The sequence below is a fragment of the Bradyrhizobium sp. NBAIM01 genome (genome assembly GCF_020194115.1).
Classification (GTDB): domain Bacteria; phylum Pseudomonadota; class Alphaproteobacteria; order Rhizobiales; family Xanthobacteraceae; genus Bradyrhizobium; species Bradyrhizobium yuanmingense.
This window is the reverse complement of the sequence record NZ_JADYVU010000013.1, coordinates 105,751-127,584: the sequence shown is the minus strand read 5'-3', so window position 1 is coordinate 127,584 and position 21,834 is coordinate 105,751. Positions and strand designations below refer to the sequence as shown.

Annotated in this window: 20 protein-coding genes and 1 tRNA gene; 7 read left to right on the top strand and 14 right to left on the bottom strand. The window is 64.5% G+C overall.

Annotation, left to right across the window (positions count from 1 at the left end; translation table 11 throughout):
• Positions 1 to 194 precede the first annotated feature (194 nt).
• On the top strand, positions 195 to 356 hold the full coding sequence (locus I6F31_RS29895; protein ID WP_109143524.1) for a DUF3551 domain-containing protein: 162 nt from the start codon (positions 195 to 197) through the stop codon (positions 354 to 356).
• A 129-nt stretch (positions 357 to 485) separates the two neighbouring features.
• Here the strand turns inward: I6F31_RS29895 and I6F31_RS29890 are convergent, their stop codons facing one another.
• A complete protein-coding gene (locus tag I6F31_RS29890) occupies positions 486 to 2,015 on the bottom strand; it encodes a porin (protein ID WP_225113869.1) in 1,530 nt (509 codons plus the stop codon).
• A 748-nt stretch (positions 2,016 to 2,763) separates the two neighbouring features.
• Here I6F31_RS29890 and I6F31_RS29885 point away from each other — a divergent pair.
• Both I6F31_RS29885 and I6F31_RS29880 read left to right on the top strand, forming a co-directional pair.
• Positions 2,764 to 2,856, top strand: a tRNA-Ser gene (locus I6F31_RS29885).
• A 528-nt stretch (positions 2,857 to 3,384) separates the two neighbouring features.
• Positions 3,385 to 5,406 carry a tetratricopeptide repeat protein gene (locus tag I6F31_RS29880; RefSeq protein ID WP_225186538.1) on the top strand — a complete coding sequence of 674 codons (2,022 nt, stop codon included), beginning with the start codon at positions 3,385 to 3,387 and terminating at the stop codon, positions 5,404 to 5,406.
• A gap of 59 nt (positions 5,407 to 5,465) precedes the next feature.
• Here I6F31_RS29880 and I6F31_RS29875 read toward each other — a convergent pair whose 3' ends face one another.
• From I6F31_RS29875 to I6F31_RS29840, 8 genes are all read right to left on the bottom strand, one after another.
• Positions 5,466 to 5,732 (bottom strand): hypothetical protein, encoded by a 267-nt coding sequence (locus tag I6F31_RS29875; protein WP_036025525.1) that lies wholly within the window; start codon positions 5,730 to 5,732, stop codon positions 5,466 to 5,468.
• 1,571 nt (positions 5,733 to 7,303) lie between these two features.
• Complete coding sequence (gatB, locus tag I6F31_RS29870) at positions 7,304 to 8,782, bottom strand: Asp-tRNA(Asn)/Glu-tRNA(Gln) amidotransferase subunit GatB (protein ID WP_128265294.1); 1,479 nt, start codon at positions 8,780 to 8,782, stop codon at positions 7,304 to 7,306.
• Positions 8,779 to 9,081, bottom strand: coding sequence for a hypothetical protein (locus tag I6F31_RS29865; protein WP_225156971.1), 303 nt, complete (start codon positions 9,079 to 9,081; stop codon positions 8,779 to 8,781). Before I6F31_RS29865 ends, gatB begins: the two co-directional genes overlap by 4 nt.
• Entirely contained in the window at positions 9,072 to 10,547 is a 1,476-nt protein-coding gene (gene gatA / locus I6F31_RS29860; RefSeq protein ID WP_225186537.1) for an Asp-tRNA(Asn)/Glu-tRNA(Gln) amidotransferase subunit GatA, read from the bottom strand. The genes I6F31_RS29865 and gatA overlap by 10 nt, the downstream gene beginning before the upstream one ends.
• The gene (locus I6F31_RS29855) at positions 10,544 to 10,756 is read right to left on the bottom strand and encodes a hypothetical protein (protein ID WP_027547180.1); all 213 of its coding nucleotides are present in this window, start codon (positions 10,754 to 10,756) and stop codon (positions 10,544 to 10,546) included. The genes gatA and I6F31_RS29855 overlap by 4 nt, the downstream gene beginning before the upstream one ends.
• A gap of 14 nt (positions 10,757 to 10,770) precedes the next feature.
• On the bottom strand, positions 10,771 to 11,058 hold the full coding sequence (gene gatC / locus I6F31_RS29850; RefSeq protein WP_225135680.1) for an Asp-tRNA(Asn)/Glu-tRNA(Gln) amidotransferase subunit GatC: 288 nt from the start codon (positions 11,056 to 11,058) through the stop codon (positions 10,771 to 10,773).
• A 76-nt stretch (positions 11,059 to 11,134) separates the two neighbouring features.
• Positions 11,135 to 12,211 (bottom strand): nitronate monooxygenase family protein, encoded by a 1,077-nt coding sequence (locus tag I6F31_RS29845; protein ID WP_036015068.1) that lies wholly within the window; start codon positions 12,209 to 12,211, stop codon positions 11,135 to 11,137.
• A gap of 118 nt (positions 12,212 to 12,329) precedes the next feature.
• Positions 12,330 to 13,373: a nitronate monooxygenase gene (locus tag I6F31_RS29840; protein WP_225186536.1), complete on the bottom strand. Its 1,044-nt coding sequence runs from the start codon at positions 13,371 to 13,373 to the stop codon at positions 12,330 to 12,332.
• A 97-nt stretch (positions 13,374 to 13,470) separates the two neighbouring features.
• On the opposite strand from I6F31_RS29840, the gene I6F31_RS29835 reads away from it, so the two are divergent.
• On the top strand, positions 13,471 to 14,361 hold the full coding sequence (locus I6F31_RS29835) for a LysR family transcriptional regulator (RefSeq protein WP_036025534.1): 891 nt from the start codon (positions 13,471 to 13,473) through the stop codon (positions 14,359 to 14,361).
• Positions 14,362 to 14,561: 200 nt separating this feature from the next.
• Positions 14,562 to 15,497 (top strand): cyclase family protein, encoded by a 936-nt coding sequence (locus I6F31_RS29830; RefSeq protein ID WP_036025535.1) that lies wholly within the window; start codon positions 14,562 to 14,564, stop codon positions 15,495 to 15,497.
• A gap of 58 nt (positions 15,498 to 15,555) precedes the next feature.
• On the opposite strand, the gene I6F31_RS29825 is transcribed toward I6F31_RS29830, so the two are convergent.
• Entirely contained in the window at positions 15,556 to 15,771 is a 216-nt protein-coding gene (locus I6F31_RS29825) for a hypothetical protein (protein ID WP_036039246.1), read from the bottom strand.
• A 47-nt stretch (positions 15,772 to 15,818) separates the two neighbouring features.
• On the opposite strand from I6F31_RS29825, the gene ruvX reads away from it, so the two are divergent.
• Together ruvX and I6F31_RS29815 are read left to right on the top strand one after the other, a co-directional pair.
• Positions 15,819 to 16,304, top strand: coding sequence for a Holliday junction resolvase RuvX (gene ruvX / locus I6F31_RS29820; RefSeq protein WP_225186535.1), 486 nt, complete (start codon positions 15,819 to 15,821; stop codon positions 16,302 to 16,304).
• Positions 16,305 to 16,307: 3 nt separating this feature from the next.
• Positions 16,308 to 17,231 (top strand): AEC family transporter, encoded by a 924-nt coding sequence (locus I6F31_RS29815; RefSeq protein WP_225186534.1) that lies wholly within the window; start codon positions 16,308 to 16,310, stop codon positions 17,229 to 17,231.
• Here the strand turns inward: I6F31_RS29815 and I6F31_RS29810 are convergent.
• From I6F31_RS29810 to I6F31_RS29795, 4 genes are read right to left on the bottom strand one after another with little or no spacing between them, the layout of a single operon-like run.
• Positions 17,228 to 17,992, bottom strand: a complete 765-nt coding sequence (locus I6F31_RS29810; RefSeq protein WP_225186550.1) for a type II CAAX endopeptidase family protein — start codon at positions 17,990 to 17,992, stop codon at positions 17,228 to 17,230. The two genes, I6F31_RS29815 and I6F31_RS29810, sit on opposite strands and share 4 nt — an antisense overlap.
• 23 nt (positions 17,993 to 18,015) lie before the next feature.
• Positions 18,016 to 19,659, bottom strand: a complete 1,644-nt coding sequence (locus I6F31_RS29805) for an acyl-CoA dehydrogenase family protein (RefSeq protein ID WP_225186533.1) — start codon at positions 19,657 to 19,659, stop codon at positions 18,016 to 18,018.
• A 21-nt stretch (positions 19,660 to 19,680) separates the two neighbouring features.
• Entirely contained in the window at positions 19,681 to 20,445 is a 765-nt protein-coding gene (locus I6F31_RS29800; RefSeq protein ID WP_225186532.1) for a M15 family metallopeptidase, read from the bottom strand.
• Positions 20,442 to 21,788: a caspase family protein gene (locus I6F31_RS29795; protein ID WP_225186531.1), complete on the bottom strand. Its 1,347-nt coding sequence runs from the start codon at positions 21,786 to 21,788 to the stop codon at positions 20,442 to 20,444. The genes I6F31_RS29800 and I6F31_RS29795 overlap by 4 nt, the downstream gene beginning before the upstream one ends.
• Positions 21,789 to 21,834: the final 46 nt, after the last annotated feature.

The following is a 21,834-nucleotide window of genomic DNA, read 5'->3' as shown; positions in this document are numbered from 1 at the left end:
CCAGCGACCTGACGATAGGATTGCGCCAAGCGTTCCCACGCACCGGTTAGCTTATGCCTCACAAGGCTGGGAACGTGTCACGCTGCGCGTGGTCGGTGCGTTCCTGTTCGCAGCCGTGATCTCGTCGGGCCTCGCGACCGGCGGCTCCCCCCTTCGGCAAGAACCGCCATCCTGCCCAGCCACAGGTAACCGGCATCCAGGATCGCTATTGCCTGCAAGAACGGCGTTGGGAGAATCCTGGCAACTGCCAGTTGTCCAATTACAGCCAGTGCATGGCGACCGCGTCGGGCACAATCGATGCCTGCGGTCTCAACCCGACCTATGCCTTCAAGGAGTGGAAGGGCCTGAGATGGTAGTTTGATAGCACTTTGCCGACATTCCAGCTTGCGAGCCAACAAGGTCCGCACGTTAAGCGAAGCGCTACGCTCCAAAGAAAAACCCCGGCAGTTTCCTGCCGGGGTTCATGGATCAACCTAGGGTCGATCTTAGAAGTTGCGCTGAGCGCGCAGGAGCATCTGCAGGTTGCCCTGATCCTTCAGCTCGTAGGTGGCTGCGGGCTTGGCAACAGCCAGGTTGGCCGTGTTGGCGCCCGTGACAACGCCAGAGTGCTTCTGGTCGAGCCAGACGTAGCTCACGTCAGCCGTGAAGGCGAGACCCTTGACCGGAGTCCAGACCAAGTTGCCGCCGATAACCGCAAGGTTGAAGTCGGGGTTACAGGTCGAGCCAGCGGCGGGGGCCAGAGCAGCAGCGAAGTTGGCGCAGATCAGAGCCTTGCTTTGATCGCCGTAGCGGAGCGAAGCATAAGCACCGTAGATGCCCGACGCCCAGTTCGGGGACCAGTTGTGGGTATAACCACCGCGGAAGCCCCAGGTCTTGACGGTCTCGATACCGAGACCGGAACCGAACACGCCATCAGCGATACCGGCGAAGCCGATGCTCTGATAAGCGATGCCGCTGCCGCCGTAGATGAAGATGGTCTGCGGGAACAGGCTCTGGAAGTTGTACCGCGAAGCACCGTCGGTGTAGACCGCCTGCAAGTTGATCGAGTCACCCGCACCAGTCGGGATGTTCTTGATCGACAAGGCACCTTGCACCGCCCAGCCCCACTTGTCCGACGGATGGCCCGTGAGCTCCGTCGTACCGTAATAAGCTGAGTGGAGTTCGTGCGCCGCCGCCGAGATCTGGAACAGACCCCAAGCCTGATCGACACGGACCTGACCGACGATGTCGGGCATGCGCGTGCCACCCCAATCGTTGACACCGTAGATGCCCTGGATGAAGGCAGCGCCCGCAGCTGCAGTCGTGGCGAAGCCACCCACTGCACCCGCAACGCCGGTCACGCTCGCGTTCCAAAGGTTCGACTGGCCGCCAGCAGCGGTCGTCATATCCTGCAACGCGACCGAACCCGTGATGCCCTGGCCGAAATCAGCCGTGTAGGCGACCTGGTTCACACCGGTGACGTTGTTGCTGCCGCCCGGAAGGAAGTCGGGACCGCCAGCCGGATAGCTCTGCCACGGTGCGTCGAAGATCGAAACCGTGCGGCCGAAGGTGAAACCAGCGAACTGGATGAACGCATGGTAGAGGCCGAGCGAAGCCGAACCGACCGAGAAGGCAGACGGGGCGCTGCCGGTCACCGAGGTGGCATCCCAGCTGAAAACCGTATCGGCGTAGGTGCGAACCACGCCATACTCGGTTGCCGTACGGGTATCGATGGTGAAGTCCAAACGAGCGCGGGTCTGGTAGTAGTTGTCCAGACGGTTGTTGGCGCCGCCGGGAGCACCCTGGCCAATGCCGTAGTCGCTGTTCGTGTTAAACAGCATGTCGGCACGCAGATAGCCGCCGAACTTGATGCAGGTGTCGGTGCCCGGGATGTAGTAGAATCCAGCACCGTACAGGGAGCAGATCTTCACGTACTCGACCGCCTTGGCCTTCACGGGGAGATCGGCTGCCTGAGCTCCGCCCACGGCGATCAGACCCGCCGCTGAGCCGAGCAAAAGGCTCTTAACCAACTTCATGTTAAACCTCCAAGTTGCTCTTCAGGGAAGGTCACTGACCGGACGGCCAATTCCCCAACCCCCTCTAAATCACCGCTTTCGGCCCCTTCGCGTCTTCGGACACACCCGCATGAACGCGAGGGACTTAAGCGAATGACCTAAACGGGACGACCTCGGGATGCCCCCCTCCGTCGCTCAGTCACAATTACCGAACGTCCTTGCACACACAACAAGAGAACGCTCCGAAACGGGCCGGTGCAGCGTGTTTTCCAACGGGTGTTGCACAAATAACACGCAGATGTGATCAAACCGCTCTCGTAACGCATTGTTTACATTGACGTTTTCGGAGCGGTTCCAAATGCCATGAAAGTTCCGCACATGAGGCGCCGCGCGCGAAAGCTCGGCTTGAGCCAGCTTTGAGGCGCTCGAATCGTGGAATCAGAAGGAGACTCAATTGGCAGGCATCGACCCGCCTCCCCGCCGCGCAAACTGACCCAGGCAGCCTGCAAATACCTCCGCCGTCCGGGGCTCGCCGTCACTCTCTATATGGAAGTCACGCTGGCGGGATAATCGGGCCGGACAGCTCGGCGAGCGAGGACGCAGAGGTGCTAGTCCTTCTTTGCACCTTTGAATTTCCTCGAAAATTCAGCGCCACGCCCTGATCCGAGCGCAAACCCGTCTGGTTTCGCAAATCACTGGGAATATTCGAGCGAAAACACGCGCTTCCAAATTGACCAGCCCGAGCAAATAGATGCATAAGGCTCGCACCGGAGAGGTGGCCGAGTGGCTGAAGGCAACGCTTTGCTAAAGCGTCATACGGTCTCAAGCTGTATCGAGGGTTCGAATCCCTCCCTCTCCGCCACCCCAGAATCCCGGAAGCAGAATCAAGGTCGCTGCGCGCGTCCAGCGGAAGGCGATGGGCGACGCCGGTACGAAAGTTCCGCACAAGGATGAGGGCGGCGAGCCCGCGCGATTCGCGCGCTCCTTATATATGTGAGCCCCCACCTAAATGCCGGATCGCCAGACCCGCCAATGCGAGGGCGCTATCAGCACGGCCTCATCCGCCAAACATTGAACCAGATGCCGCCCTTACGCCGGCATGGAAAGGACCATGGCACAATACCTGTTTTGTGCAGACGCCCGAGTTCCAGGTCGCACTCGTCGGGAGCGATCTGAATCGGCAGCCATCGTCCATTCGTAGCCTGGTTGCTCATGCCGTCGGATTCTAGGCGACGCCATGAAGAAGAAACTTGCTCCAGCGCAAGCGCGTCCGCCCGTGCGAATGAGCGCAGGCGGCGCGGCCGTTGTTCTCGCCGGCAAAGGTGACTAGAGTTTTTGCACCATTTCGCCCGAGCACAGACCCCCCTACGTCGGGTCGAGAACCCATTGCATGTCGCAACAAGGCCGCAACAAGGGAGCCTCGGCCCCCTCCTCACTCCATCCGTCAGCTATTCTGGACCAGGCAATTGCGGCGCACCGTTCGGGCAATCTGTCGGAAGCGGAACGGGCCTACACGACCATTCTGAAGGGAAGCAGAACGCATGCCGTCGCGCTCCATATGCTGGGGCTGTTGCACGCCCAGCGCGGCCATTTTGCGGATGCCGAGCCTTTGCTGAAGAAGGCTGCACGCGTCGACCCCGGCAATCCCGACGTTCTTTTCAACTATGCCAACGTGCTGCGCGCGCTGGACAAGCCGGACGATGCGCTCGTCTGGCTTGCGAAAGTAATCGCCCTGGCTCCGAACTTCGCGGACGCGCATCTCAATCGCGGAGCGATCCTCATTGCACGGCAGCAGGTTCGCGACGCCATAGCCGAGTTTGATCGCGCCATTGCGATCGCACCGTCGAGCGCCGCGTTCGCCAACCGAGGCAGCGCGTTGCAGCAGCTTGGTCGACTCGAGGAAGCGCGTGACAGCTACGCCCGCGCCATCGAGCTTGCACCGGCCGACCCACAGAACCATTTCGCGTTGTCTGAGGTTCTTGGCCAGCTGGGGCGAGACGACGAAGCGATCGTGGCTCTGGAACGAACGGTCGCACTTGATAAGACGTTCCCGTTTGCGCTGAGCAACCTCGTTGCTTGCAAGCGGAAGCGCGCCGACTGGAGCAGCTTCGAACGTGAACAGGCCACCATGGAAGACGCTGCCGAGGCAGGCGTGCCGGTCGATCCCTTCACCTTCTTTCATGTCTCCTCATCGCCTGCACGCCAATTGACCTGCGCGAAGGCCTATGTCGCCAAGGTGACCCCCGACGGGGGTGCCGCCAGGCCCGGAACGCCGAGACCGGCGTCCCGGCTCCGGGTCGCGTACATGTCGGCCGATTTTCGCAGTCATGCCACCGCGTATTTGATGGCCGGAATCTTCGAGGCGCACGACCGCGAGCGCTTCGACGTCACCGCCATCTCCTACGGGCCCGACGACGACAGCCAGATGCGCAACCGCCTGAGGGCCGCATTCGAACGTTTTGAAGATGTCAGCGATCTTGCCGACGAGGACGTCGTCAAGCTGATCGGCCAGCTCGAGATCGAGGTTCTCGTCGATCTCGGCGGCTTCACCGCCGGTGCACGGCCGAAAATCATTGCGCGCCGGCCGGCTCCTATCCAGGTCAGCTATCTCGGCTTTCCCGGCACGATGGGCGCCCCCTATTTCGACTATCTCATGGCCGACCGGATCGTCATCCCCGAAGCAGAGCAGCCTTATTACGCCGAGAAGGTGATCTATCTTCCCAATAGCTACCAGGCGACCGACGCGAAGCGACCGCTCCCGTCAAAGCCACCGAGCCGGAGCCAGCTCGGACTGGCGGACGATGCGTTCGTCTACTGCGCGTTCAACAGAAGCCCCAAGATCACGCCCCCGTTGTTCGGCGTCTGGATGCGGCTGCTCGACAAGACCCCCGGAAGCGTCCTTTGGCTGCTAGATGGTGACCCGGTCGCCATGGAGAATCTCAAGCGCGAAGCCGTTGCGCGGGGGATTGTCGCCGAGAGAATCGTGTTCGCTCCGCGCGTCCCTGCTGAGGAGCATTTGGCGCGCCACCAGGTTGCCGATCTGTTCCTGGACACATTGCCTTACAACGCCCACACCGGGGCCAGCGACGCCCTGTGGGCCGGCTTGCCGGTCCTGACGTGCCTTGGGACCACTTTTGCCGGACGCGTTGCAGCCAGTCTCCTGAACGCCGTAGGCCTTCCCGAGCTGGTGACGCGATCGCTGGAGGAATATGAGGCTTTGGCACTTCGAATCGCGCACGATTCCGAACTTCGCGTCGCGCTCAGGAGCAAGCTGGCGGCGCGCCGGACCACTTGGCCGCTTTTCGATACTGTCCGCATGACGCGGGATATCGAAAAGGCATTCGACGAAATCTGGCGTAGGCATTGCGCGGGCGAAGCGCCGGCCTCGTTTGCCGTGCAAACCTCGACCTGAAGCCGCCTCGGCGCGGTGGCGCCGCCCGGTCAAGGTCCGGTTCCCAAGCGAAGTGACGCTCAGTGCGCGCAGACCCAGGCTCTCGCCTCACGCTGCGCGACGGAGATCTCGGCCTCCGACATCTGCCCGGCGATTTCCTGGCGCAGCGCCACGGCGTCCTTGCGGCCCTTCAGCGCGGCGAGATTGAACCATTTGTGCGCGGCGACGAGATCGACGATGCCGGAGCGGCCGCTCGCCCAATAGATCCCGCGCTCGAACAGCACGTCCGACAGCGCGCTCGCATCGACCGGCGTCGCCGTCTCCAGATCGAAAGTACCCTGAAACATCACGCATCCCCTTTGTTCTTATGCCGCCTCGTCCCCCGAGCGCGGCTCCCGTCCAACCTCTGATGTGCATGACCCGTCACGGGATCGTGCACTGTTCAACTCTTCCCCGTCGCCGTTTGCCGGCTTGTTGGAGGCGATGATGGCGGGCAAATTTGAATGGCAGTTTAAGCATCGCGATGAAGCAGACGTAAACGCGGGCGCGCGCCTCCTGCGCCGAGAATTCAAGAAGTCCATGATTCGCAGGGACTTCTGTCATTCGTCAGATTCGGTTTACCTTGGGATTTCAGGACATCGATAACCATCGCGCGCGGTGGCGCAGGTCATGTGGTTGCTTTTCTTCAACTGGCGTCACCCGCGCCCTCGCTACGCCAAGGCTTCCACGGTATGCGGTCTCGGGCCGCCGAAGCGGCGAAGGTGGCAGGCGGGTGACCGAGTATTCCAGCGGCCGCAATCGTTCCACGACAAGCCGCGCGTGCTGGATCGGCCCGTCGGAGCCGGGCGGCGACACCGCCGGGCGAAACGGCGCGCGATCACGCCACGGGCCGCCTTGCCTCTCCAAGCCAAGCGATCAAGCCGGCACGACAGAAGCGCGCTCGGACGCGACGTGGTCAAATCAACGATGTGAGAGAGAGGAATGCCGGCAATGCCCCGGCTTCAAGGGAACGAGGGCGTCGGCGAACACGTCAGGACCAGATTCCACTTTGGCCCGAAGGCCTGTCGTGAAATTGCGGAGCCCGTTTGAGGAGAACCGCACCGAACGAAGAAAACTCGTTTCTTCTGCCGGACCGCGAAAGAGAACGGTCCGACCGTTGACCTGATGTCTCGCCGACACCCTCTATCGTCGACCAGAACCTCTAGGAGGCGCTGATGACGTGCCGGCTATCTGGAGCCGGCAACTTCAGAAGCGAAGTTACTTCTTCTTCTTCGCGACCTTGCGGGTCTTCTTCGCAGTCTTCTTCACTGCGCTCTTCGCCTTCTTCGCCTTCTTCGCTTTCTTGGCCATGTTGCCCTCCGATGTGTGAGATGGCTTTAATCGCTGCGTGCACTCGGGGATCGAATGCACTTCATCCCGAATACACCAACACGAAGAAAAAAACAGCTTCTCGCTTAAAGAAGTGTTGACGCAGCAAGGCGCCTGCGCTTGGCGGGCGCGACGCAGGCGCTTCGTACGACGTGCACTTGCGATCATGCAGAGCGCGCGCATCGCCGACGTTCGCGAACGATGCGATTGCACGAAAACACTATGCAGCAAGTATTTTTTCGCGCGCGCGTATCGCGCGCGACCAACGCAGCGATGCGCATCGACAATCGTGCGGCCGCCTCGCAAAGGCGTTTCGCGGACTCTGAGTCGCGATTTTTGGCAACGAAAATATTTTCATGCTTAACGGCGCGGGCGCTCGCCGGAGCGCGTTCAAGCCGCCGTTTCGGGCGAATCGCGCGGCGGCGATTCGGCCGCCGCATCGCCGTCGATCAGGATGAAGTTTGCCGTCGAGGATGCGCGCGAACGTCGCAGCGAGAACCGAAAGCGAGGTGACGAAACGCGTCCGTCACCTCGTTCGAATGCGTGAGGCTTAGACGCCGAGCTTGGACTTGAGCAGGTCGTTGACGCTCTGCGGGTTGGCCTTGCCGCCGGATGCCTTCATGACCTGGCCGACGAACCAGCCGAGCGATTGCGGCTTGTCCTTCACCTGCGCCGCCTTGTCGGGATTGGCCGCGATGATGTCGTCGACCACCTTTTCGATCGCAGAGAGATCCGTGACCTGCTTCATGCCGCGGCTTTCGACCAGCGCGCGGGGATCGCCACCCTCCTGCCAGACGATTTCGAACAGATCCTTGGCGATCTTGCCCGAGATCGTACCCTCGCCGATCAGGTCGATGATCGCAGCCAGTTGCCCGGCATTGACGGGCGAGGCCGTAATATCCCGGCCTTCTTTGTTGAGACGGCCGAACAGCTCGTTGATCACCCAGTTCGCCGCCATCTTGCCGTCGCGGGCGCGGTTGGCGAGCTTGTCGAGCACCGTCTCGTAGAACAGCGCACTCTCGCGCTCGGCGACCAGCACGCTCGCATCATAGGCCGAGAGGCCGAAATCGGCGACGAAGCGCGCCTTCTTCTGGTCCGGCAGCTCCGGCAGCTTCGCCTTCAGCGCGTCGACGAAGTCCTGGCTGAACTCCAGCGGCAACAGGTCGGGGTCGGGGAAGTAGCGATAGTCGTGCGCCTCCTCCTTCGACCGCATCGAGCGCGTCTCACCCTTGTTGGGATCGAACCGGCGCGTCTCCTGCTCGATCTCGCCCCCGTCCTCCAGGATCTCAATCTGGCGTCGCGCTTCATACTCGATCGCCTGGCCGATGAAGGCGATCGAGTTCATGTTCTTGATCTCGCAACGGGTGCCGAGCGGCGCGCCCGGCCTGCGCACGGACACGTTGACGTCGGCGCGCAGGGATCCCTTCTCCATGTCACCGTCGCAGGTGCCGAGGTAGCGCATGATCGAGCGCAGCTTGGTCACATAGGCCTTGGCCTGCTCGGCGTCGCGGATATCAGGCTTCGAGACGATCTCCATCAGCGCCACGCCAGAGCGGTTGAAATCGATGTAGGACAGCGACGGCGACCGGTCGTGCAGCATCTTGCCGGGATCCTGCTCCAGATGCAGCCGCTCGATACCGATGGTGGCCGTCTTGCCGCCGTCGAGATCGATGATCACCTCACCCTCGCCCACGATGGGCGATTTGTACTGGCTGATCTGGTAGCCCTGCGGCAGGTCCGGATAGAAATAGTTCTTGCGGTCGAACACCGAGCGCAGGTTGATCTGCGCGTTGAGGCCGAGCCCGGTCCGGACAGCCTGCCTGACGCATTCCTCGTTGATGACCGGCAGCATGCCCGGCATCGCGACGTCGACCAGCGAGACGTGGCTGTTCGGCTCGCCGCCGAAAGCGGTAGATGCGCCCGAGAACAGTTTGGCGTTCGAGGTCACCTGGGCATGGATCTCCATGCCGATGACCATCTCCCAGTCACCAGTTGAGCCCTTGAGAAGCTTGTGCGTGGCCGTGCTCATGTCCTGCTCCCGAGCAGCGTGGCAGCGATCCGCTCCCACTCCGCTTCCAATGAATCCTTTGCCGCCGGCTGGCCGGCCTGGCGGTACCAATAGCCGGCATTGCCGAGATCGCCTTCGACGCGGTGCAAATAGGCATGCACCCAGGCGGCCTCGCGGCTGCTCTCGTCCTGGACGATCTTGTGCGCGCGGTCCCAGTCGCCCTTCGCCGCCCACCACAGGCCGGCGAGCGGCGCGTTCAGGTCCGGCGCGGGCGCCGCGCCACCGATGCTCGCGATGAAATCGGCGACATTCACCACCACCTCGCGGGCGTGAAGCGGCCGGCGGCCTGCTCGATCACCTCGCCGAGCGAGAACAGCGTCTCCTCGTCAAACGGACGGCCGATCAGTTGCAGTCCGAGCGGCAGGCCCTGCGCGTCCTTGCCGGCGGGAACTGCGATGCCCGGCAGGCCCGCCATGTTCACGGTCACCGTGAAGATGTCGTTGAGATACATCTCGACCGGGTCGGCGCCGCCCTTCTCGCCTATGCCGAAGGCCGCCGACGGCGTCGCCGGGGTGAGGATGGCGTCGACGCCTTTGGCGAAGCAGTCCTCAAAATCCTTCTTGATCAGCGTGCGCACCTTCTGCGCGCGCAGGTAATAGGCATCGTAATAGCCGGCCGAGAGCGCGTAAGTGCCGATCATGACGCGGCGGCGCACCTCGGCGCCAAATCCCTCCGCACGGGTGTTCTCGTAGAGCTCGATGATGTTCTTACCCTGCTCGCGCAGGCCGTAGCGCACGCCGTCATAGCGCGCCAGGTTGGACGAGGCCTCTGCCGGCGCCACGATGTAATAGGCCGGCAGCGCGTATTTGGTGTGCGGCAGCGACACCTCGACCAGCTCGGCACCGGCCGCCTTCAGCCACGCCGCGCCCTCACTCCACAGTTTCTCGATCTCGGCCGGCATGCCGTCGAGGCGATACTCCCGGGGGATGCCGATCTTCATGCCCTTCACGGACTTGCCGATCGCCGCCTCGTAGTCCGGCACGGGGATATCGACCGACGTCGTGTCCTTGGGATCGTGGCCGGCCATCGAGCGCAGCAGCATCGCGGCATCGCGTACGCTGCGCGCGATAGGGCCCGCCTGGTCGAGCGAGGAGGCAAAGGCGACGATGCCCCAACGCGAGCAGCGGCCATAGGTCGGCTTGATGCCGACGGTCGCGGTGAACGCGGCCGGCTGGCGGATCGAGCCGCCGGTATCAGTCGCGGTCGCGCCCATGCAGAGCAGCGCCGCCACGGCCGAGGCCGAGCCGCCGGACGAGCCGCCCGGCACCAGCGTGGTGTTGCTGCCCTCGCGCCGCCAGGGATTGCCGACGGGGCCGAAGCACGAGGTCTCGTTCGCCGAGCCCATCGCGAACTCGTCATTGTTGAGCTTGCCGAGCATCACCGCGCCGTCGCGCCAGAGCTGCGAGGTGACGGTGGACTCGTAGGTCGGCACGAAATTGCCGAGGATCTTCGAGCACGCCGTGGTGCGCACGCCCCTGGTCGCGAACAGGTCCTTGATGCCGAGCGGGATGCCGGCGAGCGGGCCCGCATCGCCCTTGGCGATCTTGCTGTCCGCCTCGCGCGCCATGGCGCGCGCCTGGTCCGGCGTCTCTATCACGAAGGCGTTGAGCACGCGCGCTTTCTCGATCGCGGAAAGATGCGCGTCGGTCAGCTCGAGCGACGTGAAATTTTTTGCCGCGAGGCCCTTGCGGGCCTCGGCGAGCGTCAGCGATGTCAAATCGGTCATTTATTGATCGGGCTGCAGAAGAACGGAGACAGGGTCTTGTCGTTGGCCGGGTCGTCCTTTTTGGCGGCGGCTTTCGCGGCCGCCTCGATCTCGTCGAGCACGGCATTGACGGCGACGTTGGGATCGGCAGCCTTGCCCTGCCGTTCCATCTTGTCGAGATAATTCATGTAGGCCTGATAGGCCTTCTCATCGTCGCAAAGCAGGCACATCGGATCTAACCTGTTTATTCAACGACCTTCGGCACCAGGAAGAAGTGACCTTCGGTCGCGGGCGCGTTGGCAACGATATCGTCGGCGATCCCGCCGTCGTCGACCACGTCCTGCCGCTTCTTCATCTGCATCGGGGTGACCGAGGTCATGGGATCCACGCCCTCGACATTGACCTCCGAGAGCTGCTCGACGAAAGCGAGCATGGCGTTGAGCTCGCCCTGCAGATGCGGAACCTCGCCCTCGGAAACCGCAATGCGCGCCAGATGCGCGATGCGGCGGACGGTAGCGGCGTCGACGGACATTATATAAGGCCTCTTACGGCAAATCCCATGTGCCGTATAGCAGAGGCCGCTTTTGCGCCGCAACCGGCGCTTCCCCCTATCCGGCGAGGGCCTTCATGCGCCCCAGCGCCGATTTGGCGAGATCCCGGGTCAATTCGGCGGCGGGAAGCTCGCGGCCCAGCGCAACGGCCTGCCCTGCCCAGAGATTGGTGAAATCCACCCTGCCCTGCTTTTCGGCAGCCGCTTTCAGCGGCCCCAGCGCCGTCGCGGCGTGGGGAAACGGCGGCGCATCCGGCGAGATCGGACCGGCCTCGCGCATCAGCCGGTTCTGCACCCCGCGCGCAGGCCGGCCGGTCATGACATTGGTGATGACGGTGGAATCGTCCCGCGCCTCGGCCAGCGCCTTGCGGCCGCCCGCGCTGAGCTTGGATTCCGGGCAGCGCAGATAGGCGCTGCCGATCTGCACGCCGGCGGCACCGAGGGCGAAGGCTGCGGCAATGCCGCGTCCGTCGGCGATGCCGCCCGCCGCGATCACCGGCACCTTCACGGCATCGACGACCTGCGGCACCAGCGCGAAGGTGCCGGGCTGCTCGGCGATCTTGTCGGTCAGGAACATGCCGCGATGGCCGCCCGCCTCGGCACCTTGCGCGATCACGGCATCGACGCCGTGTTCTTCCAGCCAGACCGCCTCCTTCACCGTCGTCGCGGACGAGATGACGAGGCAACCCGCCGCCTTGACGCGCCGCAGCAGCGCTTGCTCCGGCAGGCCGAAATGGAAGCTGACGACCTCCGGCTTCAGCTCCTCGACCACTTCGCAGAACGCTGCATCGAACGGCGCGCGGTTCGCAGCCGCGATCGGCGCGGAGGGATCGAGACTGTGCTCGGAATAGTACCCCGCGAGCCGCTGCTTCCACCGCGCCTCGGCTTCGCGCGTCAACTCGACCGGCGTGTGGCAGAAGAAGTTCATGTTGACCGGCGCCTTGACGCGCTGGCGGATGAGACCAACCTGCTCGCGCGCCTTCTCCGGCGAGATCATCGCACACGGCAGCGACCCCAGCGCCCCGCCCTGCGCAGCCGCAATCACCAGCTCCGCATCCATCACGCCAGCCATCGGCGCCAGCACGATCGGAAATTCGGTCTTGAAGAGATCGATCAGTCGACGGTCAGGCCACATGATGCTTGCCTCGCATTCGCTCTTCCCTCTCCCCTTGTGGGAGAGGGTGGATCGCCGCGATAGCGGCGAGACGGGTGAGGGGTTTGCATCCGCGGAAGCAGACCTCTCCGATTTGACTTCACTCTCCGCGGAAAGAACCCCTCATCCGGCGCTGCGCGCCACCTTCTCCCACAAGGGGAGAAGGAAGAACACCTCTCGCTGAATTCCGGCGTCCTGCCAGCAACTGCTCCGCCTCCGCCGCAATCCGCTCGACGATCTCCGCCGCCGGTGGGATATCATGAATCAACCCAACCGCCTCGCCGGCGATCACGGCCGCGACATCGAAATTGCCCGCCGCCCTTGCTGCCGCATACTCGGCCGCGACTGCGGCAACATTCTGCATCAGCTCGACCTCGCGGCCGATCCAGCGCTTGGCATGATCGTTGACCAGGCACCGCCCGGTAAACGGCGCCGGCCAGACATTGTTGCGGGAGAGATCGAAGAGGATGCCGCGCACGGTCGAACCGGAGTTCGCCGCGCAGATGCGGCGCTTGGCCTCCTCCGCACCGTCGGCCTCCTGGCTGGCATAGAAGCGCGTGCCGAGCAGCACGCCGCTCGCGCCCAGCATCATCATGGCCGCGAGGCCGCGCCCATCCGCGATGCCGCCAGCCGCCACCACTGGAACGCGCCCCGCGACGAGATCGACGATGGCGGGCACCAGATCGACAGTGGTGCGCGAAGCGCCATGACCGCCCGCCTCCGTGCCTTGCGCAATCAGGATGTCAGCACCGGCATCGAGCGCCTGCCGCGCCATCGCTTCGTCCTGCACCTGGCAAATCAGGCGCGCGCCGGCGGATTTGATCTTGGGCGCGAACGGCGCGGGATCGCCGAACGACAACATGATCGCAACTGGTTTTGCAGCGAGCGCGACATCGAGAAGCTCGGGCCGCTTGGCGAGGCTCCAGGTGATGAAGCCGATCCCGAACGGTGCACTGAGGTCGGCGAGCTTCGCCGTCTCCTGCTCCAGCCAGACCCGTTCGCCATAGCCGCCGCCAAGAATGCCGAACCCGCCGGCGCGGCTCACCGCCGCGACCAGGCGGCTGCCGGCAATGACATCCATCGGCGCCAGCAGGATCGGATGCTCGATCCACAGCAGCGTGGTCAGCGACGTCGTCATCGGCATGGCTCCTCCCCGATCTGGACAGCGAGACTAGGCGCGACTAGCATTCTCGAAAATTGAATTGTTGCGAACGCTGCCATCTCAAAAGCGAAACGACACCATGGAACTCAGCGATATCAAGACCTTCGCCGCCGTCGCCCGCACCGGCGGCATCACCCGCGCCGCCGAAGAGCTCAACACCGTGCAGTCGAACGTCACCCAGCGCGTGAAGGCGCTGGAGGCGGAGATCGGCACGCCGCTGTTCGAGCGGCACTCGCGCGGCATGACGCTGACCGGTGCCGGCAAGCGCCTCCTCCCCTATGCGCAAAAGATGGCAGCGCTGTCGCGCGAAGCCTTGCTCGCCGCGCGCGACGATGGCGAGCCGAAAGGACCGCTCGCGATCGGATCGATGGAGACCACGGCAGCCGTGCGATTGCCGCCGCTGCTCGCCGATTTCCACCGCCGCTTCCCGGCCGTGCGCCTTTCGTTGCGCACCGCGCCGACCGCCGACCTCGTCGCCCTCGTGCTCGACGGCACGCTCGACGGCGCCTTCGTCGCTGGACCCATCACGCATGACGACCTCACCGCGACGAGCGCGTTCCGCGAAGAGCTGGTGCTGGTCAGCGCGCGCCGCTGGGCCTCGCTCGCCGAGCTGCGCGCCGGCACGCCCGAGTCGGGTCCGACCGCGCTGGTGTTCCGCACCGGCTGCACCTATCGCCAGCGGCTCGAACAGATCTTCGTCGAATTCGGCTGGCCATCGGCGGCGCGCTTCGAGCTCGGCACGCTCGACGGCATGATCGGCTGCGTCGCCGCCGACATGGGCGTGACCCTGCTGCCGCGCGCCGTCGTGGAACGCAGCGCGATGAACGGCGCCGTCGCCGTCCACACGCTGAGCCCGTCACATGCACGTGTCGAAACACTCTTCATCCAGCGCCGCGCCGGACATCAATACAGCGCGCTGAGCGGTTTTGCCGATTGCCTGAAGAAGGACGAGGACGTCATCGCGGCATGACGGAGCGCCAACGTTCCACGCCACGAAATTCGTCACAAATCCATCGCGTTTGAATCGATCCGCGCTGCGTGCTGCCATCGCAGCGCAGCACTTCGAAAAGCTTTGAAGCCCGCGCTTCTTCTACGTTAGGATGAGTGACTGGCCAGCGCGAAACCATAAACGAAGCCAAACACCGGCAGAAAACATCGGGAGGACTATTGATGCGCAATACGCTCGTGTTGTGCTGCGTCGCTGCGTTGTCGGCGATTTCAGGAACTGCAAGCGCACAGGACTGGACCAAATCGAAATGGGGGCCGAACGACGAGATCGGCGCCGCCAACTACATGACGCCCGAGCTCGTTGTGAAGGCGGCATCGCTGGTGAAGACCGGCAAGACCTACGCCCTCGGCATCCCCGTCACGCCGCAGACGCCCGCTTACCCGCCGCGCACCTTCAAGCTCACCATCGTGCAGCCCGGACAGGCCGGCACCCCGGGTCTCGGTCCGAACAAGGCCACTTACAACGATGACATCCTCGACAGCTGGGTCGGCATCGGCAGTCAGCTCGACGGGCTCGGCCATCTCGGCGTCGAGCACGTCTACTACAACGGCAACAAGCTGGCCGATTTCGCCGATCCGAATGGCTTGAAGAAGCTCGGCATCGAGAAGGTGCCGCCGATGGTCGCCCGCGGCGTGCTGCTCGACATGGCCGCCTATTTCAAGACTGACGTGGTGAAGGAAGGCACCGCCTTCAACGTCAAGGAGATCGAGGAAGCCGCCAAGCAGCAGAACGTCGAGATCCGCCAGGGCGATGTCGTCATCTTCCATACCGGCTGGCTCAGCCTGATCGGCAAGGACGACAAACGCTACTCGGCCGGCGAGCCCGGCCTCGGCGTCGAAGGCGCGAAGTACCTCGCCGGCAAGGGCGTCGTCGCGGTCGGCGCCGACACCTGGGGGCTCGAGGTGTTGCCGTTCGAAGGCAAGACCGTGTTCGAGGTGCATCAGATCCTGCTCGCGATGAACGGGACCTACATCCTCGAGAACATGGACACCGCCGCGCTCGCGCGCGACAAGGGCTATGAATTCCTGTTCGTGCTGGGCCAGCCGCGCTGGACCGGCGCCGTTCAGGCCATGATCAACCCGATCGCGATCCGCTGAGCTGAAAACCGGGCGAGGAGCCGCTTGCCGCGCGGCAGGCCCCTCGCCCACCCCTCCGTCACCGCGGCCTCACCTGCCACCGCCGCAATGCCACGATGGCCCAGATCGCCTCGACCAGGCCGAACGGCCAGGCGCCTTGCAGGAAGCCATAGGCCGACCCCAGCGCGCAGGACGCCGCGAACAGCAGCACGAACCAGTGGCTGCGATCCTCCAGGGCATAGCAGACCAGCATCGCCGTCACGGCAAACAGGCCGAATAGTGTCAGTGCATCCATGGTTATCAGTTCACCCCGCAGCGCGACGCATGATATGCGCTAAAGCCATGCCGGCTCCTATCCTGCCTCTCATCGATGCTGCAACCCACTGGCCCGCGCGCGGCGCGCTGGTCGGCCTCGATTTGGGCACGAAGACCATCGGCGTTGCGGTGTCCGACCCGGACCGGCGGCTGGCGACCGGAGTCGAGACGATCCAGCGCAAGCAGTTCAAGCAGGATGCCGCCAGGCTGCTGGCCATCGCCACCGAGCGCAAGGTGGTCGGCTTCGTGCTCGGCCTGCCCATCAACATGGACGGCAGCGAAGGCCCGCGCGCACAATCGACCCGCGCCTTCGCGCGCAATCTGGCCGGATTGACCGCGCTGCCCATCGGTCTCTGGGACGAACGTCTTTCGACCGCGGCGGTCGAGCGCGAGCTGATCGGCATGGACGTCAGCCGCGCCAAGCGCGCCGAGGTGATCGACGAGCACGCCGCGATCTTCATCCTGCAAGGCGCGCTCGATCGCCTGGCAAACCTGCGCAAGGGACCCGCCTGATCCATGGCCGTCGTCATCGCGGCGCTGCTGCCGGTCTTCATCCTGATCGTGCTCGGCATCGTGCTGAAGCGCAGCCTGATGCGGCTCGACACGCAATGGCACGGGCTGGAGCGGCTGACTTATTTCGTGCTGTTTCCGATGCTGCTGATCCAGACGCTGGTGAAGGCGGACCTCGCAAAGGTCCCGGTCGCCGGGGTCGGCGGCGCGCTGCTGCTGTCTGCGCTGGCGATGTCGCTGTTGTGCCTTGCGCTGCGCCCTGCGCTATCGCGGCTCGGCATCGACGGCCCCGCCTTCACGTCGATCTTCCAGGGTGCGACGCGCTGGCAGACCTTCGTTGCCCTGTCGATCGCCGCCAATCTGTTCGGCGATGTCGGGCTGGCGCTCGCCTCGGTGGCGATGGTGGCGATCATCCCGCTCGTCAACGTGTTCAGCGTCTCGGTGCTCGCTCGTTACGCATCGCCGGAAAAGCAATCCGGCCGCGCCATCGTCATGACGTTGGTGCGCAATCCCTTGATCTGGGCCTGCATCATCGGCCTTACTGTCAATGTCACCCACCTGCCGCTGCCAAGGCTTTGGCATGAGGTTGCAGACGCGCTCGGCAGTTCCTCCCTCGCCATCGGCCTGCTCGTCACAGGTGCGGGACTGCATCTCGAAGGACTCTTCCGTCCAAGCCTCGGCGCAGCCGTCGGCGTCGTTTTCAAGCTCTTGCTGATGCCCGCGCTCGCGATGGGGCTCGGTCTCTGGTTCGGGCTTTCCGGCAACAGCCTGGCGATCGTGGCGATCTGCTCGGCTGTGCCGACCTCGTCCAGCGCCTATGTCCTCGCCCGCCAGATGGGCGGCGATGCGCCGCTGCTGGCCCAGATCATCACGCTGCAGACGATCTTTGCAGCCATCACGATGCCGATTGCGATCGCGCTGGCGGCTTAGCTCCCCAGCCACATCGTCAGCACCACCGCGGTGAGATTATTCAGCGCGTGCAGCACGATTGTGAGCCACAGCGAGCCGGAGCGGTAGCGCATGTAGCCGAACCACAGGCCGATGCAGAAGACCTCGGCGAGGAAGTACATGTCGTATTGCAGGTGCACGATCGTCCACACCAGCGACGACAGCAGGATCGCGCCGGGTGCGCGCAAAAAGCTCGCCGACCAGCCGCGGTAGAGAAAGCCTCGCGCCAAAACCTCTTCCGACATCGGCGCCGCCACCGCGAATGCGGCGAGCAGCAGCAGCGCGGCGCCCTTGTCGCGGCCCGATTTCAGCAGATCGGTCATGAAGCCCGGCGTCGCCTCGCGGCCGAGCGCGCGCGACATCGTCTCCCAGAGCAGCACGATCAGGATGAGGCCGACGGCGCCGAACAGCAGCTGCTTCCAGGACGGCCAATGCAGCGCGAGATAGTCGACGAACGACGCCTTCTTGATGCGAATGGCGAGCCAGACCGCGGCCAGCGTGGCCGGCAGGCCCATGATGACCGAGAGCGCGAGCGTCTGCGGCTCACGGCCGACGAGCTGAAGCGAGGCGAGGTCCATGGGAAGACCGCGCTGTGCCGCAAGCACAAGGACGGCACCGATCTGCCCGACGAACATCGCGGCGAAGATGAAGAGGCCCCACAGCGCCGTGCCCCAGAACTTCCAGACGCGCGGCGTCGCCGGCGTCTCGGTCAGCGGCGGATGATCGGGATTGAGGGAGTCCATCAGCAGGCTTTCGTTTTGGAGACTCACGGCAGCGCCCGCTCCAGCAGCGCGCGCACGTCGGCGCTGTCGAGTTCGACCGCGCCGTACATGCTGGCATGGTTCGTCGCGAGGCGGGTCGCGGCGAACAATTCGGCCTGGCGCGGCGAGGTGCCATTGAGCGCGGCCGTCGCGGCCAGCAATGCCAGCTTCTCGACCGCAAGCCGCGCGACGCGCTCGCCGTCGGCGCGCCGAAACGTCTTGCCGATGAAGCTGACCGCCTCGCCCGCCCCCGGCAGCCCCTTGGTCTCGGCCGCCAGCGCTTGCAGCACCGCCATCGCCGCCTCGCCTTCGCGCGAGAGCGCGCGGAGCACGTCGAGGCACATCACGTTGCCCGAGCCTTCCCAGATCGCGTTGACCGGCGACTCGCGATAATGGCGCGCCAGAATGCCGTCCTCGACATAACCGTTGCCGCCGAGGCATTCCATCGCCTCAAACAGGAATGCCGGCGCGCTCTTGCAGGTCCAGTATTTGATCGCGGGCGTCAGCAGTCGCATATAGGCCGCCTCCGCCGCATCGTGCGGCGTGCGGTCGAAGGCACGGCAGAGCCGCATCACCAGCGCCGTGCTCGCCTCCACATGCAGCGCCATGTCCGACAGCACGGCCTGCATCAGGGGCTGATCGGCCAGATGCTTCTGGAACACGCTGCGATGCCGGGCGTGGTGCAGCGCATGCGCAAGCCCCGAGCGCATCAGGCCGACGGAGGCGATCGCACAATCCTGCCGCGTCAGTTGCACCATCTGGATGATGGTGCGGATGCCCTTGCCTTCCTCGCCGACCCTTTCGGCATAGGCGCCGACGAACTCGACCTCGGACGAGGCATTGGAGCGGTTGCCTAGCTTGTCCTTCAGCCGCTGGAACTGGATGGCGTTGACCGATCCATCCGGCGCGAAGCGCGGCATGAAGAAGCAGGTCAGCCCGCCATCCGCCTGCGCCAGCACCAGGAACGCGTCGCACATCGGCGCCGACATGAACCATTTGTGGCCGGTGATGCGATAGCCGTCCCCGTCGCGCACCGCACGGGTCATGTTGGCGCGCACGTCGGTGCCGCCCTGCTTCTCGGTCATGCCCATGCCGAGCGTCATGCCGCGCTTGCCCCACCACGGCGCAAAGCTCGGATCGTAGCTCTTGGTCGACAGAACCGGCATCACCCGCGCGAGCAAGTCAGGCTGCATCGCCAGGGCCCCGACGGAGGCGCGCGTCATCGTGATCGGACAGAGATGGCCGGTCTCGACTTGCGCAGCCATGTAGAACTTCGCGGCGCGAATGACCTCGGCGCCATCGCCGGCCGGCTTGCCATCCCGAGTCCAGGTGGAATTGTGCACGCCGGCATGCGCACTGTGCGCCATCAGCTCGTGATAGACGGGATGAAACTCGACCTGGTCGCGGCGATTGCCCTTGGCATCGAAGGCGCGCAGCTTCGGCGTGTTCTCGTTGGCAAGGCGCCCGCGATCGGCCATCGCCGCCGAGCCCCAATGCCTGCCGAACTCGGAGAGCTCACGCTCCGCCGCCGCGCCGCCATTGGCTTTCACCGCGTCGGCCAGCGGCCGGTCCACGGCGAAAAGATCGACGTCCTCGAATGGCGGCGACTGGTTGAAGACCTCGTGGGTCGCAAATGCGGGCTGGGTCATCTTCTCGTCCTCGGCGCGGAATCAGTTCCGCCGCGGCTGGATCGGGAAATCATAGGCCGCCCCGCCCGCCCCCGGCAGGGAAAAATGCCACCACTCCTTCGAATAGTTCACAAAGCCTTGCCTGGCCATCGCAGCCACCAGCCGCTTGCGCCAGGTTCGCTGCTCCGCGTTGATCGAGGTGGCGGCGGTGTGCCCCTTCGCGTCGGTACAGTCATAGCCCGTGCCCATGTCGACGCTGCCCTCCGGCGCCCGCGCCTCGACCGGCGCCGTGCAATCGGCATAGGTCTTGGCGGCATCATATTTGGCGGAATTGTCCGCCTTCAGATCGACCAGCGTGAGATCGAGCGCCGCTCCGGTCGAATGCTGCGAGCGGCTCGCGATGTAGCCGAGGCGGAACAGCTCGGTCTTCGGGATCTTCGGGTTGTAGCGCCGCTCCGCAGCGGTCTCGCGCCCGTTCTGCGACCACTTGACCATGTCGAGCGAGGCCCGCGCCGGCCGGTAGCAGTCGAACATCTTGAGCGAGAGATTTTGCGCCGCCAGCTCCTGCTGCACCGCTTTCAGCCGCAGCCCCACCTCGCGTTTCACCACGCATTCGCCGGCATCGTAACCGGCGAGCGGACGGCCGACGAAATTGTTCGACGTGGCGTAACGGATGTCCTGGATGATGCTGGGATCGATGTCGCGCAGATAGACGAAGTCGCCGGGCAAGGTCTGCGCCCGCACGGGAACGAGAAACGACAGTGCGAGCAGCACGACAAGCGCGGCGGTCCCTGACCGTGCGCTCATTGCACCGGATCCGAGTTGACCAGAAGCTTCGTGATCGCGGTGTCCGTATATTTGTTGCCGGCCCAGACGTCGTCGATGATGAACTGCATCCAATGGGCCGACACCGGCGGCCGCAATGTCAGCAATTTCACCGACAGCTTGTCGTCGAGAGTGAAGGTCTGCGACTCGCCGCCCGAGAACAGCACACGGATCTGGCGAATCCTGTTGTTCTTGGCGAAGATGTCGGGGCTTTTCTGATAGCCGTTCTGCACGTGGATCGACTTGACCCGCCGCAGGGTTTCGAACTCGATGGTGATCCATTCGCCGATGCCGTTGCCGGAAGCGCCTTCGACCCAGGCCGTCCCCGTCGAGGCGTCGAACAAATTCGCTGCGCCGTACGAATTGCCGAACTGCGGTTTCAGCATCGAGCTGACGCAATAGGTCTCGAAGCCGCTGCGGGCGCAGCTTTCGCCTGCCGCGGAGGGACGCGGCGGACGCATGGTGGCGCGCTCCGCGACCGCAGGCCTTGCCGGCGGCTTCACCAGCATGCCCGCCACTTTCGGCGCCCCGTTCGACGATTCCGCATTCCAGAGAAAGATGCGCCCGCCGAGCGTCTGGTCGTAATAGGCGGGCGTCTGCTCGTGCGGTGCTGCTTGTCCTCCGGCATCCGTCGCCGTCAGCGCTAGCGCCGCCACGCGCTCGCGCACCTCGACCGCGAGGTCTCCGAGATGCAGCTCGGGCCGCTTGAGCTGCTCGACGAATATCCGCGTGAACACCGAATTGTGCGCCGTATCGTTGCTGCCGAGCTGGTCGAGCGCGGTCTGGCCGATGCCTGCGGAATAGAGCGTGAAGATCCCGCGCGCGGGCCGGGCGTCAGCAAGCCCCCGCGTGTTCCCGATCGAACGGCCGGCGGCGCGCGGAAACGGATTGTCACGGCAGGCATCGATGACGACGAAGGCGACCCGCACTGCCTTGGCCTGAAGCTCCGCAAGCACGTCGGGCTCGGCGATCGAGGCCCCGCGCACCCGCGCCTCGGCGCCCTCGTTCACGGTGGGAACGTCGCTCGGCACGAGGTAGTTCACGCCTGCGATCGCAACGCCGTGTCCGGCATAGAACACGGCGGCGGTATCGCCCGGCTCGAGCCGCGACGTGAAATTCGCAAGCCGGTCGATCATGCCCTGGCGGCCAAGATTGGTCCCGAGCACGATGTCGAACCCGAGCGACCTCAGCGCGTCGGCCACGGTCGTTGCGTCATTGGCGGCCTTCTTCAATTGCCGGTCGGCCGGCAGGTTCGGATAGAGATCGTTGCCGATCACGAGTGCGACGCGTTTTTCGGCCCAAGCCGGTGTCGCAAGGCCAGCCATGCACGCGGTCGCGAGCGCAGCAACATTGCGCGCCAGTCGATTAAAA

What these genes read in the sequence shown, in the direction of transcription:
- I6F31_RS29810 (WP_225186550.1), bottom strand. Translation starts at nt 17,992, where the DNA reads ATGGACTCCCTCAATCCCGATCATCCGCCGCTGACCGAGACGCCGGCG.
- I6F31_RS29880 (WP_225186538.1), top strand. Translation starts at nt 3,385, where the DNA reads ATGTCGCAACAAGGCCGCAACAAGGGAGCCTCGGCCCCCTCCTCACTC.
- I6F31_RS29805 (WP_225186533.1), bottom strand. Translation starts at nt 19,659, where the DNA reads ATGACCCAGCCCGCATTTGCGACCCACGAGGTCTTCAACCAGTCGCCG.
- I6F31_RS29815 (WP_225186534.1), top strand. Translation starts at nt 16,308, where the DNA reads ATGGCCGTCGTCATCGCGGCGCTGCTGCCGGTCTTCATCCTGATCGTG.
- I6F31_RS29795 (WP_225186531.1), bottom strand. Translation starts at nt 21,788, where the DNA reads ATGGCTGGCCTTGCGACACCGGCTTGGGCCGAAAAACGCGTCGCACTC.
- ruvX (WP_225186535.1), top strand. Translation starts at nt 15,819, where the DNA reads ATGCCGGCTCCTATCCTGCCTCTCATCGATGCTGCAACCCACTGGCCC.
- I6F31_RS29835 (WP_036025534.1), top strand. Translation starts at nt 13,471, where the DNA reads ATGGAACTCAGCGATATCAAGACCTTCGCCGCCGTCGCCCGCACCGGC.
- I6F31_RS29875 (WP_036025525.1), bottom strand. Translation starts at nt 5,732, where the DNA reads ATGTTTCAGGGTACTTTCGATCTGGAGACGGCGACGCCGGTCGATGCG.
- I6F31_RS29830 (WP_036025535.1), top strand. Translation starts at nt 14,562, where the DNA reads ATGCGCAATACGCTCGTGTTGTGCTGCGTCGCTGCGTTGTCGGCGATT.
- I6F31_RS29890 (WP_225113869.1), bottom strand. Translation starts at nt 2,015, where the DNA reads ATGAAGTTGGTTAAGAGCCTTTTGCTCGGCTCAGCGGCGGGTCTGATC.
- I6F31_RS29825 (WP_036039246.1), bottom strand. Translation starts at nt 15,771, where the DNA reads ATGGATGCACTGACACTATTCGGCCTGTTTGCCGTGACGGCGATGCTG.
- gatB (WP_128265294.1), bottom strand. Translation starts at nt 8,782, where the DNA reads ATGAGCACGGCCACGCACAAGCTTCTCAAGGGCTCAACTGGTGACTGG.
- I6F31_RS29800 (WP_225186532.1), bottom strand. Translation starts at nt 20,445, where the DNA reads ATGAGCGCACGGTCAGGGACCGCCGCGCTTGTCGTGCTGCTCGCACTG.
- gatA (WP_225186537.1), bottom strand. Translation starts at nt 10,547, where the DNA reads ATGACCGATTTGACATCGCTGACGCTCGCCGAGGCCCGCAAGGGCCTC.
- gatC (WP_225135680.1), bottom strand. Translation starts at nt 11,058, where the DNA reads ATGTCCGTCGACGCCGCTACCGTCCGCCGCATCGCGCATCTGGCGCGC.
- I6F31_RS29855 (WP_027547180.1), bottom strand. Translation starts at nt 10,756, where the DNA reads ATGTGCCTGCTTTGCGACGATGAGAAGGCCTATCAGGCCTACATGAAT.
- I6F31_RS29845 (WP_036015068.1), bottom strand. Translation starts at nt 12,211, where the DNA reads ATGTGGCCTGACCGTCGACTGATCGATCTCTTCAAGACCGAATTTCCG.
- I6F31_RS29840 (WP_225186536.1), bottom strand. Translation starts at nt 13,373, where the DNA reads ATGCCGATGACGACGTCGCTGACCACGCTGCTGTGGATCGAGCATCCG.